The organism is Pseudomonas sp. RIT357 (assembly GCF_000632245.1).
GTDB classification, from domain to species: Bacteria; Pseudomonadota; Gammaproteobacteria; order Pseudomonadales; family Pseudomonadaceae; genus Aquipseudomonas; species Aquipseudomonas sivasensis.
In genome coordinates this window covers 480,280-496,493 of sequence record NZ_JFYX01000001.1, presented here as the reverse complement: position 1 = coordinate 496,493, position 16,214 = coordinate 480,280, and the positions used below count along the sequence as shown (strand labels likewise).

The following is a 16,214-nucleotide window of genomic DNA, read 5'->3' as shown; positions in this document are numbered from 1 at the left end:
CCCCCGATAGCTATCTGAGAGGCGACAGATTCAGTTTTGAGTGAACTGGGACGCCAACTCACGCAACAGCACTTCTGCATCCAGCACCTTGCTCACCACTTCTTCAGCCTTGTCACGGCTCAACCCCAGGCGCTCCAGCAACGCATCCGGGATCGCCTCATCCGGCCCAGAACCAATCCCTCGGCTGCGCAACAGGCGCACAGCCAGGCATACCAGATTCGGGTATTCGGCATATTGGCCGTCGTAGGTTGGGTCGTGCTGAAAGCGCAGGGCGGTGGACAGTTCGTCCGGCATGTCCCAGTAGCGCATCAACCAGGCACCGATCTGCTCGCGACTGATGCCCAGCAAATGTTGCTCTACGTAGCTGTGGCACAGGTGCGGGTTGACCTCCAGGTGGCGGCAGATCAGCGAGAAGTGCGGCGGGAACACGTGGGCCAACAGCAGGTAACCGAAGTTATGCAGCAGGCCGGCCAGGTAGGTCAGGCCTGCTTCCGGGCGCTGTGCGCGGGGCATGGCGCGGGTCAGGCCTTCGATCACGGCGGCGGTGTAGATCGACTGGTGCCAGTACGGCGTGGCCTGGTGCGGGTGGTCTTTGGGCAGGCTCAAGGTCTTGCCGAGGGCCAAGCCCAGTGCCAGGTTGATCACCAGATCGAAACCCAGTACGCGCACGATGGCGTCTTCTACTGAACGGATCTTGCCGGGCGACGCGTAGTACGGCGACGCGGCCCAACTGACCACTTGGGCCGCCAAGGCCGGGTCGGTCTCGACCACGCCGGTGATGTCGTCGATGGTGGCGTTAGGGTCGACGCGCAACTTGATAATCTTCTGCGCGGTGTCAGCCAGTGGTGGAATCTCGATAGTCGCTTCCAGGCGCTGCTGGATACGGCGAGCGGTGAACGCCTGCATCGCCTGGGTGATTTCCTCTCGGTCATCATTGGGGCGGTCGAGGTTCGGTCGGATATTACTCAGCGGCTCGCCGAAGTTTGCAGCGCTGGCTTTGGTGAGCATGGTCTTGAACGCATCGCTGGCGATCTCCAGCAGCAGCCCTGGCTCGCCCGAATGCACCAGCAGGCTCGGCTCGTCGAGCAGGCTGCCTTCGTACAGGCACGGCGAGCTGGTGAGTGCCGGCAGGCCTGGCAGCAGGCTCAGCTCATGCTTGTCCAGCATACGCTTGACGCGATCCGGCGACACCGCGATGAGGCGGCGGCCGGTGAGTTCGGCGAGGCGGTTGAGGTCGAGCAACTGGTTTTGGGGGAACAGCACCATCAGTGCACCCACCGCATCTTCCAGCAGCACAGCCTGCACCTTTTGCGCAGGATTCAGGCCAGGGTGTTCAGCAACTTCCGTGTAGGGGATGGCGAGCTTTGCGAGCAGAGCCCGGATGACCGGTGGGGCGGTCAGCGGGGCTGTGGCGAGGGCAACTTCTGACATGGCCTGATCCAATTTCTTACAGTCATCGGAGTATAACCAGCTTGATACATTTGTAGGTCGCTTAAGTGAGTCAGGCGTCACACTTGGCCGTATTGCTGCCCATGGCGTAGCCAGCGATCCAACAGCGGGCTGACGTGATCCGGCCAGCGCTCCATCAGGGCCTGTGCCGCATCGCGCACGGCGGGCAGCAGGTCGGCGTCGCGCATGAGGTCGGCGACTTTGAATTGCAGCAGGCCGGTCTGGCGGGTGCCGAGCATTTCGCCGGGACCGCGCAGTTCGAGGTCTTTTTCGGCAATGACGAACCCGTCGTTGGTCTCGCGCATGATGCCCAGACGCTGGCGACCGATCTGCGACAGCGGCGGGTGATACAGCAGCACGCAGTGGCTGGCCGCGCTGCCCCGGCCGACGCGGCCGCGCAGTTGGTGCAGTTGCGCCAGGCCCAGGCGCTCGGGGTTTTCGATGATCATCAGGCTGGCGTTGGGCACGTCCACACCGACTTCGATCACCGTGGTGGCCACCAGCAGTTGAAGGTTGCCGGCCTTGAAATCGGCCATCACGGCGGCTTTTTCGGCGGGCTTCATGCGCCCGTGGATCAGCCCGACCTTGAGTTCGCCGAGGGCGCTGGTGAGGTCTTCATAGGTGGTCTCGGCGGCCTGGCAGGTCAGTTCTTCAGACTCTTCGATCAGCGTGCACACCCAGTAAGCCTGGCGCCCTTCGGCACAGGCGCCGCGTACCCGTTCGATCACTTCGACACGCCGGGTATCGGTGACCAGCACGGTGTTGACCGGGGTGCGGCCGGGCGGCAGTTCGTCGAGGATCGAGGTGTCGAGGTCGGCGTAGGCACTCATGGCCAGCGTGCGCGGGATCGGCGTGGCGGTCATGATCAACTGGTGCGGGTTCATGCGACCGCCCACGCCTTTCTGGCGCAGGGCCAGGCGCTGCTGCACGCCGAAGCGGTGTTGTTCGTCGATGATCACCAGGGCCAGGTTCTTGAACTTCACCTCCTCCTGGAACAGCGCGTGGGTGCCCACCACCATCGGGGCGCCGCCGGCGATCTGCTCCAGTGCCGCTGCGCGGTTCTTGCCCTTGAGCTTGCCCGCCAGCCACGCGACTTCCAGGCCCAAGGGTTCGAGCCAGCGCTTGAAGGTGATGAAGTGCTGCTCGGCGAGAATCTCGGTGGGTGCCATCAGCGCCACTTGGTAACCGGCTTCCAGCGCCTGCAAGGCGGCGAGGGCGGCGACCACTGTCTTGCCTGCACCCACGTCACCCTGAATCAACCGGAGCATGGGTTCTTTTTGGCTGAGGTCGTAGGCGATTTCATTGCCTACACGTTGCTGGGCACCGGTCGGCGCGAAGCCAAGATTGGCCAGGTATTGCGCAGGCAGGCGCGTGGCCTTGGGCATCGCTGGGGCGCGCAGGGAACGCATGCTTTCGCGCAGGCGCTGCTGGGACAGTTGATGAGTGAGCAGTTCTTCGAAGGCCAGGCGGTGCTGGGCCCAGTGGTGACCCAGGGCCAACTCGTCGACGTCGGCGTCGGCCGGCGGGTGATGCAGGTAGCGAATTGCGTCGTCCAGCGGCGCCAGTTGGTAGTCGCGAGCCAGCTCCAGTGGGAGCCAGTCGGGCAGGCTTTTCGGGCCGAGCATGGTCAGGGTCTGCGTGCACAGTTGGCGCAGGCGTTGCTGGGTCAGGCCTTCGGTGAGCGGGTAGATCGGCGTGAGGGTGGTGTCCACCGGAGGCGGTTCGTCGCCGGTGATCGCGCGGTATTCCGGATGGTAAATCTCCAGGCCCGAGGCACCGGGCCGCGCCTCGCCATAGCAGCGCACGCGTGTGCCGCGTTTGAGGCCTTCCTTCTGCGCGTTGCTGAAATGGTAGAAGCGCAGGCTCAGACCGCCGGTGCCGTCCTGCAGGCGCACGACCAGGCTGCGGCGCTTGCCCATGACCACGTCGGCCCCGCTGACGGTGCCTTCCACTACAGCGTCTTGCCCTGGGCGCAACTGGCCGATGGGCACCACGCGGGTGCGGTCCTGATACCGCAAGGGCAGGTGGAACAATACGTCCTGGAGATTTTCCAGCCCGACCTTGGCCAGCTTCTCGGCCATGGCTTCACCGACACCCTTGAGTGCCGTCACCGACACCTGCGACAGCTCAGTCATACGGCTACTTAGCTCGCAGCAGGCGGCTTGGCCACCGAACAGAGGCGGATCGAGTCGGCGAGGATCTCAATGGCTTTAGGCCGTGGGAAGCTGGCACGCCAGGCGATTGCCACGGTGCGGAAGGGCACCGGAGGTGTGAGCGGGCGTACTGCAATAACGCCGGGGGCGTAGTGATGGCTATCCACCGCTGACAGCGGCAGGATCGAAATGCCCAGGCCGGAAGCGACCATATGGCGAATGGTTTCCAGGGAGCTGGATTCCACGGTGGTGTGCTTGGCGCCGTCGTTGCCTTTGGTCAGCGTCGGGCAGGCTTCCAGCACTTGGTCGCGGAAGCAGTGGCCCTCGCCAAGCAGCAGCAGGCTCTTGTCATTGAGCAGGCCGGCGTCGATGGTGTCTTTCTGCGTCCACGGGTGTGAGGCGGGCATCAGCACGTAGAACGGCTCGTCGTAGAGCGGCAGCGTGAGCACGTCGGCCTCGTTGAACGGCAGGGCGATGATGATCGCGTCCAGCTCGCCGTTGCGCAGTTTGTCGCGCAGCACGTGGGTGAAGTTTTCTTCGATATACAGCGGCATCTGCGGTGCGACGCGGTGCAGTTGCGGGATCAGGTGCGGGAATAGGTATGGGCCGACGGTGTAGATGGCGCCGACTTTCAGCGGAGCGGTCAGCTGGTTCTTGCCAGCCTGGGCCAGCTCGCGAATGCTTTGCGCTTGTTCCAGGACTTTCTGGGCCTGGGCAACGATGCCCTCGCCCACAGGGGTAAGGCGCACGGCGCTTTTGCTGCGCTCGAAAATCAGCACACCGAGTTCGTCTTCAAGCTTTTTCACGCCCACCGACAACGTCGGCTGGCTGACGTGGCAACGCTCGGCCGCATGGCCGAAGTGCTGCTCTTGGGCGAGGGTAACGATGTAGCGTAATTCTGTAAGAGTCATAGCAGGCGTCCATGAAGTTGCGGGCCAAGCATACCGGCTGCAATCGATAGACGCACGTTATCAGAAGTTTGTTGGGGATTGAGCGGGGGATGCGGAGGATTTTGCTGTTTGCTGAGAATGGCAAGGGTTGCCCCTTGCCACAGTCATATCAGCGGCGACGCTTTTCGATGTTGTACACGAATGGTGCAACGATCTCGACACTGCCGCTTTTCACCATGTCGGCCGGTGGCTTGGGCAGCGGTTGGGCACGACGGATCATGTCCAGGGTTGCACGGTCCAGGTCAGCGTTGCCGGAACGGCCCACCAACTCGTAGGACAGCACGTTGCCTTCGGCATCGACCACGAAGCGCAAGCGGTTCAGGCCTTCCTTGCCACGGGCCTGGGCGCCTGGCGGGTACTTTTTGTACTTCTGCAAATGCGCCAGCAGAGTGCCTTCCCAAGAGGCCTTGGCTGCAAGCTGCTGCGGCGACGGGCCTGGAGCCGGCTGCGCCGATTTTTCGGCCGGCGCTTTGGTCGGCGGAGCATCGCTCGGCGGATCCTCGGAAGGTTTCTCTTTGGGTGGCTCGATCTTTTTCTCTACCGGCTTGGGCGGCTGAGGTTTGGGCTTGGGCTTGACCGGCTTGGGCACCTGGATCGTCGGCTTGGGTGCCTCGGCCAGTTTCGGCAAAGGCAACTCTTCCACCGGTGCGGGCGGTTGCGGTGGCGTGACCACTTTCGGTGGAGCCGGTGGCGGCGGTGCTGGCATCGGCGCCAGGTCAATGACCATGGCGGCCGGCGGCAGCTGCACAGTGCGCGGCGCCGACCAATGGAGCGCGATAGCAATCGCGACGGCGTGCACGCCCAGCACGACGGCAAGGCTGGTGCCATAACGCGTCAGTTTGTGGCGCGTCGTGATCATTTCTTGGCTGCCGTCTCAAGTCCGACCAAGCCTACCTTGAGGTAGCCGGCTGCCCGCAGGGCATCCATCACGCTCATCAGGTCGCCGTAGTCCACGCCCTTGTCGGCCTGGAAGAAGATCGTCGTGTCTTTCTTGCCTTGGGTCTTGGCGTCGAGGACCTGGCCCAAGGTTTCAGCTTTGACTTCTTCTTCGCCCAGGAACAGGCGTTGGTCCGCCTTGACGCTGAGAAACACCGGTTTCTCGGGCCGCGGCGCAGGCTTGGCGCTGGACGCGGGCAGGTCGACCTTGATATCCACGGTGGCCAAGGGAGCGGCCACCATGAAGATGATCAGCAGTACCAACATTACGTCGATAAACGGCGTGACGTTGATTTCGTGGTTCTCGACGAGTTCATCGTCGCCTTGATTCAAATGCAGGCCCATGGCCGATTACCCCACTTTCACCATGTGCGGTTGCGAGCTGCGCTCGGTAGGCAGGTGATCGAGGTCGCGGCTGACCAGCAGCAGGACTTCTGCCGACGCGTCGGATACCTGAGCTTTATAGCCGGCAATCGAACGGGCGAAGACGTTGTAGATCACCACCGCAGGAATTGCAGCAACCAGGCCCAAGGCGGTTGCCAGCAGGGCTTCGGCGATGCCGGGGGCAACGACGGCGAGGTTGGTGGTCTGGGTTTTGGCGATGCCGATAAAGCTGTTCATGATGCCCCACACGGTACCGAACAGACCGACGAACGGCGCGGTGGAACCGATGGTAGCGAGTACGCCGGTGCCGCTGCTCATGTTACGGCCGCAGGCTGCTACCAGTCGCTCCAGGCGGAACGCCACGCGCTCCTTGATGCCTTCCTTTTCACGGGTGTTGGCCGACAGGCGCATTTCTTCCAGTGCGTCATGCACTAAGGTATTGGCCAGGGTGCCCTTTTTGGTCGCGCTCTCGCTGGCTTCCTTGAGGGTAGTGGCCTTTTTCAGGTGGACGATTTCAGTACGCAGACGGCGCTTGGCACCCAGCAACTCGAAGCCTTTGGCGATCCAGATGGTCCACGTGATGATCGAAGCGATGGCCAGACCGATCATCACGGCCTTCACCACGACGTCTGCGTTCTGGTACATGCCCCACGGCGACAGGTCATGGGCCATGCCCAGGGTGTTGTCTTCTTCCAGCACGACGCCAGTTTCGTCTGTGGCGGCTGGGGCAGCAGCTTGGGCTGGATCGGTGGCGGCTGGAGCGGCCGGGGCCGCAGCGTTTTGCTCGACGGCCGCCGGCGTGGCTGGGGCGTTGGCATCAGCGAATGCGGCGGTCGGCGCCAGCAGCACGCTGAACAGCATCGCAGCAATCGCGCGCCAGGCGCGGGACGGGCTGTGAAGCTTGGTTGGCGAAGCGGGGGTGGTATTACGTGTCATGCTGGCCGGACCTGAGAAGAAAAAATGAGTGATCGTCCTACCAGACCCTAGGCGGCCGAGGACAAATGGGCGGTCATTATTGCAAGTAATTCTTGTTAACAAAAGTAATACAGTAACTTTATTTGTGCTTTTTCTGGCCGCTGGTCAGCCGAGAAGGCTAACCTAGACCTTTGAGAATGGAGTTTTGTGATGTCTGCACCTTCTGTTGTGATTGCCGGATGCGGCGATGTGGGTAGTCGCCTGGCTAGCCAATTGCTGGCCTCGGAATGGGAGGTTTATGGCCTGCGACGCGACATTTCGCGTTTGCCCAACGGCGTGATCGGCATTGCCGGCGACCTCTTCAACAAGGATTGCCCCGACACCTGGCCTATTGGCGGGGTGGATTACCTGGTGTATTGCGCTGCCGCGACGGATCACGATGAGGCCGGTTATCGCGCGGCCTACGTGCAAGGATTGCAGCATGTGTTGGAGTGGCTAAAAGATTATGGTCAGGAACCCAAGCATTTGTTGTTTGTATCCAGCAGCAGCGTATATGGGCAACTGAATGGCGAGTGGGTCGACGAAACCTCTGAAACCAAGGCGAAGGGCTATTCCGGGCAGGTCATGCTGGAGGCCGAACAGGTCGCACTCAATAGCGGCATTCCTTCGAGCATTGTGCGTCTGACCGGCATTTACGGTCCGGGCCGCGAGTGGCTTCTGACCCAGGTACGCCAGGGTTATCGCGTGGCGATCGATCCGCCTTTATATGGCAACCGCATTCACGCGGACGACGCGGCGGGTTTGCTGGCCTTCTTGTTGCGCCATGTGGAGCAGGGCGGTTCTCTGGATAAAATCTATATCGGCGTCGACGATGCGCCGGCTCCCTTGGCCGAGGTGGTGGCCTGGTTGCGTGACTACCTGGGCGTAACGGAGTGGTCCGAGGACGCCAGCGTGCGGCGTGCTGGTAGCAAGCAATGCAGCAATGCTCGCATCAAAGCGCTGGGTTGGGTGCCGACGTATCCGAGCTATCGAGAAGGGTATGCGGCCATTCTAAAAGGCTGAAGCCCCTCCCCACCGTTGGATCTGTGTTATTGCTGTTCTAGCAGCCATTGGCGCGGGCCGGGCGTGAACGTGGGTATTTCGTCGCTTTGCGCGCCGTTGATTGCCTGGAGGATTTCCATCTGCTTGCCCTTGCGCACGAAGATCCAGGTATTACCGACGTCTCCATTGGTCAGGAAAAGGGTGTTATTGCCTGCGCCTTGGGAGGCGCAGTCACCGTCCAGGCATAGTTCGTATCTGTCCGTTTTTGCAAGCCCTGAGACCTGGCCATCCGCGGTGAACGTTACAGTTTCACCTGTTCCTGGCCCCTCGATGATGCGCCATTTTCCACCCATGTAAGCTGCGTTCAGGGCCCTCCTGAAAGTGCTGCCCCACCTTTCTTCGGTTTTAGCGGTGTCGATAGGGCGGCTGAACACCTGTTCCTTCATATGCTCTTTGCCCAGTTGGATGAGCTGTTTGCCGTCGAGGCGCAGTGCGTCACTGCTATAGCCGCCATAGTCGACGGTCCAGGCGTCAGGGGATGTTTGCAACAGGTTGCCTTCGGCCATTTCGAAGCCGCTGCTCACCTGCGCCTTGCCGGCGTGGATATCGATATTCCATTCCAGATTTGAGCCCTGAGTGTTCAGCGATTGGCTCAACGCAGCGGCATCAAGGATTGTCTGGTTGATCCAGATGCCGCTGATATCCGTTTTCGGCGACGTATGGGTGCATCCGCCAAGCAGTAGCAGGCCGAAGGTAAGCAATGCGCGCATGGAGCCATCTCTGAGGGTAAGAAACCGTGGCGCAGGCTAAAGAAAAAGGAGCCTTTGGGCTCCTTTGTTCTGTATCACTATTTTTCCAGCAACCACTGACGTGGCCCAGGCGTAAACGAAGGCACTTCATCGGTCTGTGCAGTGTTGATCGCCTGGAAAATTTCCAGCTGTTTGCCTTTGCGGGCAAAAATCCATGGGTTACCCACGCCGTTGAGTTGCAGCCACATGCTGTCGTAGCCGCCGCTCATGGATGCGCAATCACCTGCCAGGCACAGTGAGTACCGATCGACGCCAGGTAAGCCGGCGACTTTGCCGTCAGACTGGAACTGTACTCTGGCCCCGCTGCCGAAGCCGTCGGTGATCTTCCAGTCGCCGCCCATATAGGCCGCATATAGCGCGCGTTCGAAGTTCGCGCCCAGTGGCGCGCCTTCCGGAGCTGGATCTTTGGCGCGAGCAAACAGCTGTTCGGGCTCATTGTCGTTCGCCACTTGCAGCAGTTGTTTGCCTTTGCGCTTGAGCTCAGTGGCGGAGCTGCCGTAGAAATCCACGCTCCAGGCGCCGGATTGCTCTCCGAGCAGTTTGCCTTCGGCAACCTCAAAACCGTTGTAGTAGCGCGCCTGCGCCGCCTTGGAGTTGACCTCCCATTCGAGGTTCGGGCCAAAGCTCTGCAGTGCTTCGCGCAAAGGGCCGCCTTTGGCTGCCGCATCGATGGCGACCTGGTTGATCCAGGTGCCGCTCACATCCAGGTCGGCCGGGTTGCTGGCGCAGCCGCCGAGCATCAGGGCGAGCAACGAAGTGGCTACAAGCGCTTTGCGCATCATGAAATCCTTTTAAAACGAAGTCGGCGCGGCCTGTGAGGGCTGCGCCGGGTGTTTTACTCGATGACCAGAATCGCGTCCATCTCAACCTGCGCGCCCTTTGGCAGAGCAGCAACGCCGATGGCGGCGCGGGCTGGGTAAGGCTGTTCGAAGTACTTGCCCATGATCTCGTTGACCTTGGCGAAATGGCTCAGGTCGGTAAGAAAGATGTTCAGCTTGACGATGTCCTTGAACGAACCGCCGGCAGCTTCGGCGACGGACTTGAGGTTCTCGAAAACTTGCACGGTCTGTGCTTCGAAGCCTTCCACCAGTTCCATGGTCTTCGGGTCCAGGGGGATCTGGCCGGACATGTAGACAGTGTTGCCCGCCTTGATTGCCTGGGAGTAAGTACCGATGGCGGCCGGGGCCTTGTCGCTGGTGATAACAGTCTTGGTCATGAATGACTCCTTGTAATGGGGCGATGACTTATCTGAACAGCTATGCGCGCATGCGGGTGATGCGGATCACGCCGGTCAAGGCACGCAGCTTCTTGATCACGCGGGCCAGGTGCACGCGGTCGTGCACGCTGACCACCAGTTGGACAACGCTGATGCGACCATCGCGTTCGTCCATGCTGATTTTCTCGATATTGCCGTCGGCCGCGTTGACGCTGCTGGCCAGCAAGGCGATCAGGCCGCGCTGGTGTTCCAGCTCCACCCGCAGCTCAACGTTGAATTCGCCGGTGACATCCTTGGCCCACGAGAGCTGGATGCATTTTTCCGGGTTGTGGCGTATTTCGGTGATGTTGCGGCAGTTGTCCAGGTGCACGACCATGCCTTTGCCTGCGGACAGGTGGCCGACAATAGGGTCGCCCGGGATCGGCGTGCAGCACTTGGCGTAGCTGAGTACCAGGCCCTCGGTGCCGCGAATTGCCAGTGGGCCTTCGGGGCTTGGCAATTGCTCGCCTTCGCCAAGCAGGCGGCGGGCGACCACATAAGCCATGCGGTTGCCCAGGCCGATATCTTCCAGTAAGTCTTCGACGGTTTCCTGGCGATACTCGTGGAGCATCGCTTGCACACGCTCCTGCGGGATCTTATCCAGAGCACTGTCGAAACCGTTGAGCACCTTGTTCAGTAGGCGTTCGCCGAGGCTGATGGACTCGGAGCGGCGCTGCAGTTTGAGGGCGTGACGGATGTGCGTACGCGCCTTGCCGGTGACCACGAAGTTGAGCCACGCCGGGTTCGGGCGTGCGCCAGGCGCGCTGACAATCTCCACGGTTGAGCCGCTTTGCAGCGGCTCGGACAGCGGGGCAAGGCGACGGTTGATCCGGCAGGCGATGCAGCTGTTGCCCACGTCGGTATGCACTGCGTAAGCGAAGTCGACCGCCGTGGAGCCTTTGGGCAGCTCCATGATCCGGCCTTTGGGCGTGAACACGTAGACCTCGTCCGGGAACAGGTCAATCTTCACGCTTTCAATGAATTCCAGGGAGTTGCCAGCACGTTGCTGCATTTCCAACACGCCTTTGACCCATTGGCGGGCGCGGGCATGGGTGCCTTTTGGCTGCTCGTCGCCACTGGACTTGTACAGCCAGTGGGCGGCGATGCCGTTGTTGGCCATCTCTTCCATTTCGCGGGTGCGGATCTGGATTTCTATCGGCACGCCGTGCATACCGAACAGCGTGGTATGCAGTGACTGATAGCCGTTGGCCTTGGGAATCGCGATGTAGTCCTTGAAGCGGCCCGGCAAGGGTTTGTACAAATTATGTACAGCGCCCAAAACGCGGTAGCAGGTATCAACCTTGTCGACGATGATCCGGAACGCGTACACGTCCATTATCTCGTTGAAGGCCCTACGCTTGCCGCGCATCTTCTTGTAGATGCCGTAGATGTGCTTCTGCCGCCCGCTGACTTCGCCCTCGATTTCGTCGATCGCCAGGCAATGGCTTAGCGACTCTTCGATCTTGTTGACGATTTCCTTGCGGTTGCCACGGGCACGCTTGACCGCTTGGTAGATGCGCGCCGAACGCATCGGGTGCATGGCCTTGAAGCCTAGGTCTTCGAACTCGATACGAATGGCGTGCATGCCCAGCCGGTTGGCGATGGGCGCATAGATTTCCAGGGTTTCCTTGGCGATGCGCCGACGTTTTTCGCCGGACAGCACTTCCAGCGTGCGCATGTTGTGCAGCCGGTCGGCCAGCTTGACCAAGATCACCCGGATGTCCCGGGCCATGGCCATGGCCATCTTCTGGAAGTTTTCCGCCTGGGCTTCAGCCTTGGTTTCGAAGTTCATCTGGGTCAGTTTGCTGACCCCGTCGACCAGTTCGGCCACGGTTTCGCCAAATTGCGCGCTGAGCGCTTCCTTGGCAATACCGGTGTCTTCGATCACGTCATGCAGCATCGCGGCCATCAGGCTCTGATGGTCCATGTGCATGTCGGCCAGGATATTCGCCACCGCAAGAGGATGGGTGACGTACGCCTCACCGCTTCGGCGGCGTTGGCCGTCGTGGGCTTGTTCGGCGTAGAAATACGCTCGGCGGACCAGGTTAACCTGGTCGGGGCCGAGGTAGGTCGATAAGCGATCGGCGAGGGCGTCTATGCTCGGCAAAGTGTGAACTCCTGCCGAAGGCTGTGACTCCGCGCCGTGCTACGTCGACCAGGCATAGGCTTAGACGGCCTCGTTGGACTCGTCCTCGAACGCTGCAAACAGCGGTTCGTCTTCAACGATCTCAGCGTTGGCGATGAACTCGTAGCTCATCAGGCCTTCAGCGATTTCACGCAGGGCTACAACGGTAGGTTTGTCGTTTTCCCACTGGACCAGGGGCTCTTTGCCGCCAGTGGCCAGTTGACGGGCACGCTTGGTAGAGAGCATGACCAGCTCAAAGCGGTTTGCCACGTGGTCTAGGCAGTCTTCAACGGTTACGCGGGCCATGATATTCCTCGGAGCGAATGCAAGATGCGCGCTGCCCGGTTGGGCGAGCGGACTGAGCAGTTTAAAAAATCACCAGCGTTTAGGGAAGCGCTGATTTTTCGCAGGCCCTCGCAAAACCGCTACAAGGGCCAATGTAAAGCCCTTGCAGCCGTTTTGGGAAGACCCAATCAGCCAAGCAGTTCGGCCAGTAATTTGCCGAAACGCTGCTGTTGACGCTTTTGCTGGAGCTGATTTGTGCGAAAAATCGCCTTCAGGTCGTCCAGTGCGTGGGAAAAATCGTCGTTAATGATCAGGTAGTCGTAGTCGACGTAGTGACTCATTTCACTGACGGCTTCACGCATGCGGCCTTCGATGATCTCGTCACTGTCCTGACCACGATTGGTCAGGCGCTGATGCAAGGCTTCGAGCGACGGCGGCAGGATGAAGATCGAGCGTGCCTTGGGCATCAGCTGGCGAACTTGCTCGGCGCCCTGCCAGTCGATTTCCAGGATCAGGTCGTGGCCTTCGTCCAAGGTCTGCTGCAGGTGGCTCTGCGAAGTGCCATAGAGGTTGCCGAACACTTCGGCACGCTCCAGGAAGTCGCCGTGCTCAATCATTTTGACGAACTCGGTACGCTCGACGAAGTGGTAGTGCACGCCGTTCACCTCGCCCGGGCGCATGGCACGGGTGGTGTGGGAGACCGAGATGCGAATCTGCTCGTCAGCGTCGGTCAGGGCCTTGACCAGGCTGCTCTTGCCCGCGCCCGAAGGGGCGGAAATGATGTAAAGGGTGCCGGTGCTGTGGGTCATGTAGGTTGCCTTACTCAATATTCTGTACTTGTTCGCGCATTTGCTCGATCAACACTTTGAGGTTGACGGCAGCCGTGGTGCTGCGCGGGTCAAATGCCTTGGAGCCGAGTGTATTGGCTTCGCGGTTGAGTTCCTGCATCAGGAAGTCCAGGCGCCGACCGGCGGCGCCGCCGGATTTGAGCACGCGACGCACTTCGAGGATGTGGGTGCTCAAGCGGTCCAGCTCTTCGGCGACGTCGCTCTTTTGGGCCAGCAGGACCATTTCCTGCTCCAGGCGCGTCGGGTCGAGGTCGGCCTTCATGTCGGTGAAGCGGTCGAGAACCTTCTGACGTTGGGTGGCGAGCATCTGCGGCACCAGCTCTCGCAAGATGACCACGTCTGCTTCGATCGAAGTCAGGCGCTCGTTGATCAGGCGTGCCAGTTCGGCACCTTCGCGTTCGCGGCCGGCCTTGAGCTCCTTCAAGCCCTGATTAAACAGGGCGAGGGCTTCGGCATTGAGGGCTTGCGGATCGGAGGCGTCGGCCACCAGCACGCCGGGCCAAGCCAGCACTTCCAGAGGGTTTAGCGCTGCGGGCTGCTTGATCAGGCCGGCGATGGTTTCGGCGGCAGCGACCAGTTGCGCGGCGCGCTCGCGGTCTACCTGCAGCGGCTTGCCGGTGGTTTCTTCGGTAAAGCGCAGGGTGCATTCCAGCTTGCCGCGGGAGATGCTCTGGCGCAGAGCCTCACGCACGGCGCCTTCGAGGTCGCGGAAGGATTCCGGCAGGCGCAGGTGCGGCTCCAGGTAGCGGCTGTTGACCGAGCGCAGTTCCCAGCTCAGGGTGCCTTGGGCGCCTGCTTTTTCGACGCGGGCGAAGGCGGTCATGCTGTGCACCATGGAGGTACCTCGCGATGCAGTCCCGCAAACACGGGCTGATGGGTAAATTGAAGCCGACAGGCTGCGAAGGCGCAGGATTGTAGCGCAGTGGGGCGAGTGCGCCCAAACAATGGGCGATAGGCTGACCATTCGTAACCAGATTTTTAGAAGTGCCCCGAATCGGCTCGCGGCTCTATAATGCTCGGCAGTTTTTCGTCCTCAGTACAGGTATCCCCTATGAAACGTCCAAGTGGTCGCGTTGCCGATCAGCTCCGCTCGATCCGCATCACCCGCAACTACACCAAACACGCCGAGGGATCTGTACTGGTCGAGTTTGGCGATACCAAGGTTATCTGCACCGTCAGCGTTGAAAATGGCGTGCCGCGTTTCCTTAAAGGCCAGGGCCAGGGTTGGTTGACCGCCGAATACGGCATGCTGCCGCGCGCCACCGGTGAACGTAACCAGCGTGAAGCCAGCCGTGGCAAGCAAGGCGGCCGCACCCTGGAAATCCAGCGCCTGATCGGTCGCTCCCTGCGTGCAGCCCTGGACATGTCCAAGCTGGGCGACGTGACCCTTTACGTCGACTGCGACGTGATCCAGGCCGATGGCGGCACCCGCACTGCATCCATCACTGGCGCGATGGTGGCCTTGGTCGACGCACTGAAAGTGATCAAGAAACGTGGCGGCCTGAAAGGCGGCGACCCGCTCAAGCAAATGATTGCCGCTGTATCGGTGGGTATGTACCAGGGCGAGCCTGTGCTGGACCTGGACTATCTGGAAGATTCGGCTGCCGAGACTGACCTGAACGTCGTGATGACCAGCACCGGTGGTTTCATCGAAGTGCAGGGCACCGCTGAAGGCGCGCCATTCCAGCCGGCCGAGCTGAACGCCATGCTGGCCCTAGCCCAGAAAGGTATGACCGAGATCTTCGAACTGCAGAACGCCGCACTGGCTGACTAAGCCGACTTCAAGGAGAAGCGCCATGAGTGACAGTCAATTGCCGGTTCCGGCACCGACCAAGGAAGTTCGCCAATGGGCGATGTTGTGTCACTTCGCGGCGTTTCTGGGGTTGGTATTCCCCTTTGGCAGCCTGTTGGGGCCGTTGATCGTGTGGCAGATCAAGAAGGATATGGACCCGCTTATCGATGATCAGGGCAAGGAAGCCCTGAATTTCCAGATCACGGTGGCCATCGCCTGGCTGGTCTGCATGGTGCTGGGGTTTGTGGTGATCGGCTTTGTGTTGATGTTGGTGCTCGTGGTTGCGGCGCTAGTGCTGACGATCATTGGCGGCGTTAAAGCCAACAACGGCACAGCCTACCGATACCCATGGACCTGGCGTTTGGTCAAATAGTGATCGCCCACAAAAAAACCGACAGCGATGTCGGTTTTTTTGTGCCTGGAGAAAGACCTTAGATGGTCAGTGTCCAGTCGTAGTCCACGATCAGCGGCGCGTGCTGCGAGAAACGCGGCTGGCGCGGCAAACGTGCACTGCGTACGAACCGGCGCAGACCTGGGGTCAGCAACTGGTAGTCGAAGCGCCAGCCCAGGTTGAGCATTTCAGCCTGTTCATTGTCTGGCCACCAGCTGTACTGGTCGCCTTCGCGGCTGACTTCACGAAGGGCATCCACATAGCCCATGTTGCCGACAATCTCGTCCATCCAGGCCCGTTCCGGCGCCAGGAAACCTGGGGATTGCTGGCTGTCGCGCCAGTTCTTGATATCCAGCTTTTGTTGCGCCACGTACAGCGAGCCACAGTAAATGTACTCGCGACGTTTACGCCGCTGTTTATCCAGATAACGGGCGAAATCGTCCATTAGCTTGAACTTCTGGTTCAAGTCTTCATCGCCGTTCTGCCCCGAAGGAAGCAGCAAGGTCGCGATGCTGACCTTGTCGAAATCGGCTTGCAGGTAGCGCCCGTAGCGGTCGGCTGTCTCGAAGCCGAGGCCGCTGATGACCGCCTTGGGTTGCAACCGCGAGTACAAAGCCACGCCACCTTGGGTGGGCACTTCGGCATCGCAGGCATAAAGGAAGTAGCCATCCAGTTGGAAGGCTGGGTCGTCCAGTTCAAAGGCGGAGGCGCGGGTGTCCTGCAGGCAGATGACGTCGGCATTCTGAGCTTGCAGCCAACTGAGCAAACCACGCTCGACTGCAGCCTGAATACCATTAACGTTCACACTGATGATCCGCATAAATGGCCCCAAAAATCGCGTGCGTGTATGATACACGCCGTCTACCTAATTAGCTAAATCC

Annotated in this window: 17 protein-coding genes; 3 read left to right on the top strand and 14 right to left on the bottom strand. The window is 60.7% G+C overall.

Going from position 1 to position 16,214, the window contains the following annotated elements; genetic code table 11:
* Positions 1 to 30: 30 nt before the first annotated feature.
* From BW43_RS24850 to exbB, 6 genes are all read right to left on the bottom strand, one after another.
* Positions 31 to 1,431: an aminoacyl-tRNA deacylase and HDOD domain-containing protein gene (locus BW43_RS24850; RefSeq protein WP_032884419.1), complete on the bottom strand. Its 1,401-nt coding sequence runs from the start codon at positions 1,429 to 1,431 to the stop codon at positions 31 to 33.
* A gap of 77 nt (positions 1,432 to 1,508) precedes the next feature.
* Positions 1,509 to 3,584: an ATP-dependent DNA helicase RecG gene (gene recG, locus BW43_RS24855; protein ID WP_032884418.1), complete on the bottom strand. Its 2,076-nt coding sequence runs from the start codon at positions 3,582 to 3,584 to the stop codon at positions 1,509 to 1,511.
* Between the two features lie 8 nt (positions 3,585 to 3,592).
* Positions 3,593 to 4,513 (bottom strand): hydrogen peroxide-inducible genes activator, encoded by a 921-nt coding sequence (locus BW43_RS24860; RefSeq protein ID WP_003213305.1) that lies wholly within the window; start codon positions 4,511 to 4,513, stop codon positions 3,593 to 3,595.
* A gap of 148 nt (positions 4,514 to 4,661) precedes the next feature.
* The gene (locus BW43_RS24865; protein ID WP_032884417.1) at positions 4,662 to 5,411 is read right to left on the bottom strand and encodes an energy transducer TonB; all 750 of its coding nucleotides are present in this window, start codon (positions 5,409 to 5,411) and stop codon (positions 4,662 to 4,664) included.
* On the bottom strand, positions 5,408 to 5,833 hold the full coding sequence (exbD, locus tag BW43_RS24870; RefSeq protein ID WP_032884416.1) for a TonB system transport protein ExbD: 426 nt from the start codon (positions 5,831 to 5,833) through the stop codon (positions 5,408 to 5,410). Before exbD ends, BW43_RS24865 begins: the two co-directional genes overlap by 4 nt.
* Before the next feature lie 6 nt (positions 5,834 to 5,839).
* Positions 5,840 to 6,808 carry a tonB-system energizer ExbB gene (gene exbB, locus BW43_RS24875; RefSeq protein ID WP_032884415.1) on the bottom strand — a complete coding sequence of 323 codons (969 nt, stop codon included), beginning with the start codon at positions 6,806 to 6,808 and terminating at the stop codon, positions 5,840 to 5,842.
* A gap of 189 nt (positions 6,809 to 6,997) precedes the next feature.
* Here exbB and BW43_RS24880 point away from each other — a divergent pair, with 189 nt between their 5' ends.
* On the top strand, positions 6,998 to 7,849 hold the full coding sequence (locus BW43_RS24880) for an SDR family oxidoreductase (protein ID WP_032884414.1): 852 nt from the start codon (positions 6,998 to 7,000) through the stop codon (positions 7,847 to 7,849).
* A gap of 26 nt (positions 7,850 to 7,875) precedes the next feature.
* Here the strand turns inward: BW43_RS24880 and BW43_RS24885 are convergent, their stop codons facing one another.
* The 7 genes from BW43_RS24885 to BW43_RS24915 all read right to left on the bottom strand — a co-directional run bounded on the left by BW43_RS24885 (position 7,876) and on the right by BW43_RS24915 (position 13,985).
* Positions 7,876 to 8,598 (bottom strand): hypothetical protein, encoded by a 723-nt coding sequence (locus BW43_RS24885; protein WP_032884413.1) that lies wholly within the window; start codon positions 8,596 to 8,598, stop codon positions 7,876 to 7,878.
* 77 nt (positions 8,599 to 8,675) lie between these two features.
* Positions 8,676 to 9,416 carry a hypothetical protein gene (locus BW43_RS24890; RefSeq protein ID WP_032884412.1) on the bottom strand — a complete coding sequence of 247 codons (741 nt, stop codon included), beginning with the start codon at positions 9,414 to 9,416 and terminating at the stop codon, positions 8,676 to 8,678.
* Between the two features lie 56 nt (positions 9,417 to 9,472).
* Entirely contained in the window at positions 9,473 to 9,853 is a 381-nt protein-coding gene (locus tag BW43_RS24895; protein ID WP_003176922.1) for a RidA family protein, read from the bottom strand.
* Positions 9,854 to 9,893: 40 nt separating this feature from the next.
* On the bottom strand, positions 9,894 to 11,999 hold the full coding sequence (gene spoT / locus BW43_RS24900; RefSeq protein WP_032884411.1) for a bifunctional GTP diphosphokinase/guanosine-3',5'-bis pyrophosphate 3'-pyrophosphohydrolase: 2,106 nt from the start codon (positions 11,997 to 11,999) through the stop codon (positions 9,894 to 9,896).
* Positions 12,000 to 12,059: 60 nt separating this feature from the next.
* Entirely contained in the window at positions 12,060 to 12,323 is a 264-nt protein-coding gene (rpoZ, locus tag BW43_RS24905) for a DNA-directed RNA polymerase subunit omega (RefSeq protein WP_017735757.1), read from the bottom strand.
* 167 nt (positions 12,324 to 12,490) lie between these two features.
* Positions 12,491 to 13,111 carry a guanylate kinase gene (gene gmk / locus BW43_RS24910; protein ID WP_032884410.1) on the bottom strand — a complete coding sequence of 207 codons (621 nt, stop codon included), beginning with the start codon at positions 13,109 to 13,111 and terminating at the stop codon, positions 12,491 to 12,493.
* A 10-nt stretch (positions 13,112 to 13,121) separates the two neighbouring features.
* On the bottom strand, positions 13,122 to 13,985 hold the full coding sequence (locus BW43_RS24915; protein WP_032884408.1) for a YicC/YloC family endoribonuclease: 864 nt from the start codon (positions 13,983 to 13,985) through the stop codon (positions 13,122 to 13,124).
* 216 nt (positions 13,986 to 14,201) lie between these two features.
* Here BW43_RS24915 and rph point away from each other — a divergent pair, with 216 nt between their 5' ends.
* Together rph and BW43_RS24925 are read left to right on the top strand one after the other, a co-directional pair.
* On the top strand, positions 14,202 to 14,924 hold the full coding sequence (gene rph, locus BW43_RS24920) for a ribonuclease PH (RefSeq protein ID WP_017735760.1): 723 nt from the start codon (positions 14,202 to 14,204) through the stop codon (positions 14,922 to 14,924).
* A 22-nt stretch (positions 14,925 to 14,946) separates the two neighbouring features.
* A complete protein-coding gene (locus tag BW43_RS24925) occupies positions 14,947 to 15,315 on the top strand; it encodes a DUF4870 domain-containing protein (RefSeq protein ID WP_032884406.1) in 369 nt (122 codons plus the stop codon).
* 58 nt (positions 15,316 to 15,373) lie between these two features.
* Here the strand turns inward: BW43_RS24925 and BW43_RS24930 are convergent, their stop codons facing one another.
* Positions 15,374 to 16,153, bottom strand: a complete 780-nt coding sequence (locus tag BW43_RS24930) for an exodeoxyribonuclease III (RefSeq protein ID WP_003195493.1) — start codon at positions 16,151 to 16,153, stop codon at positions 15,374 to 15,376.
* Between the last annotated feature and the right edge of the window lie 61 nt (positions 16,154 to 16,214).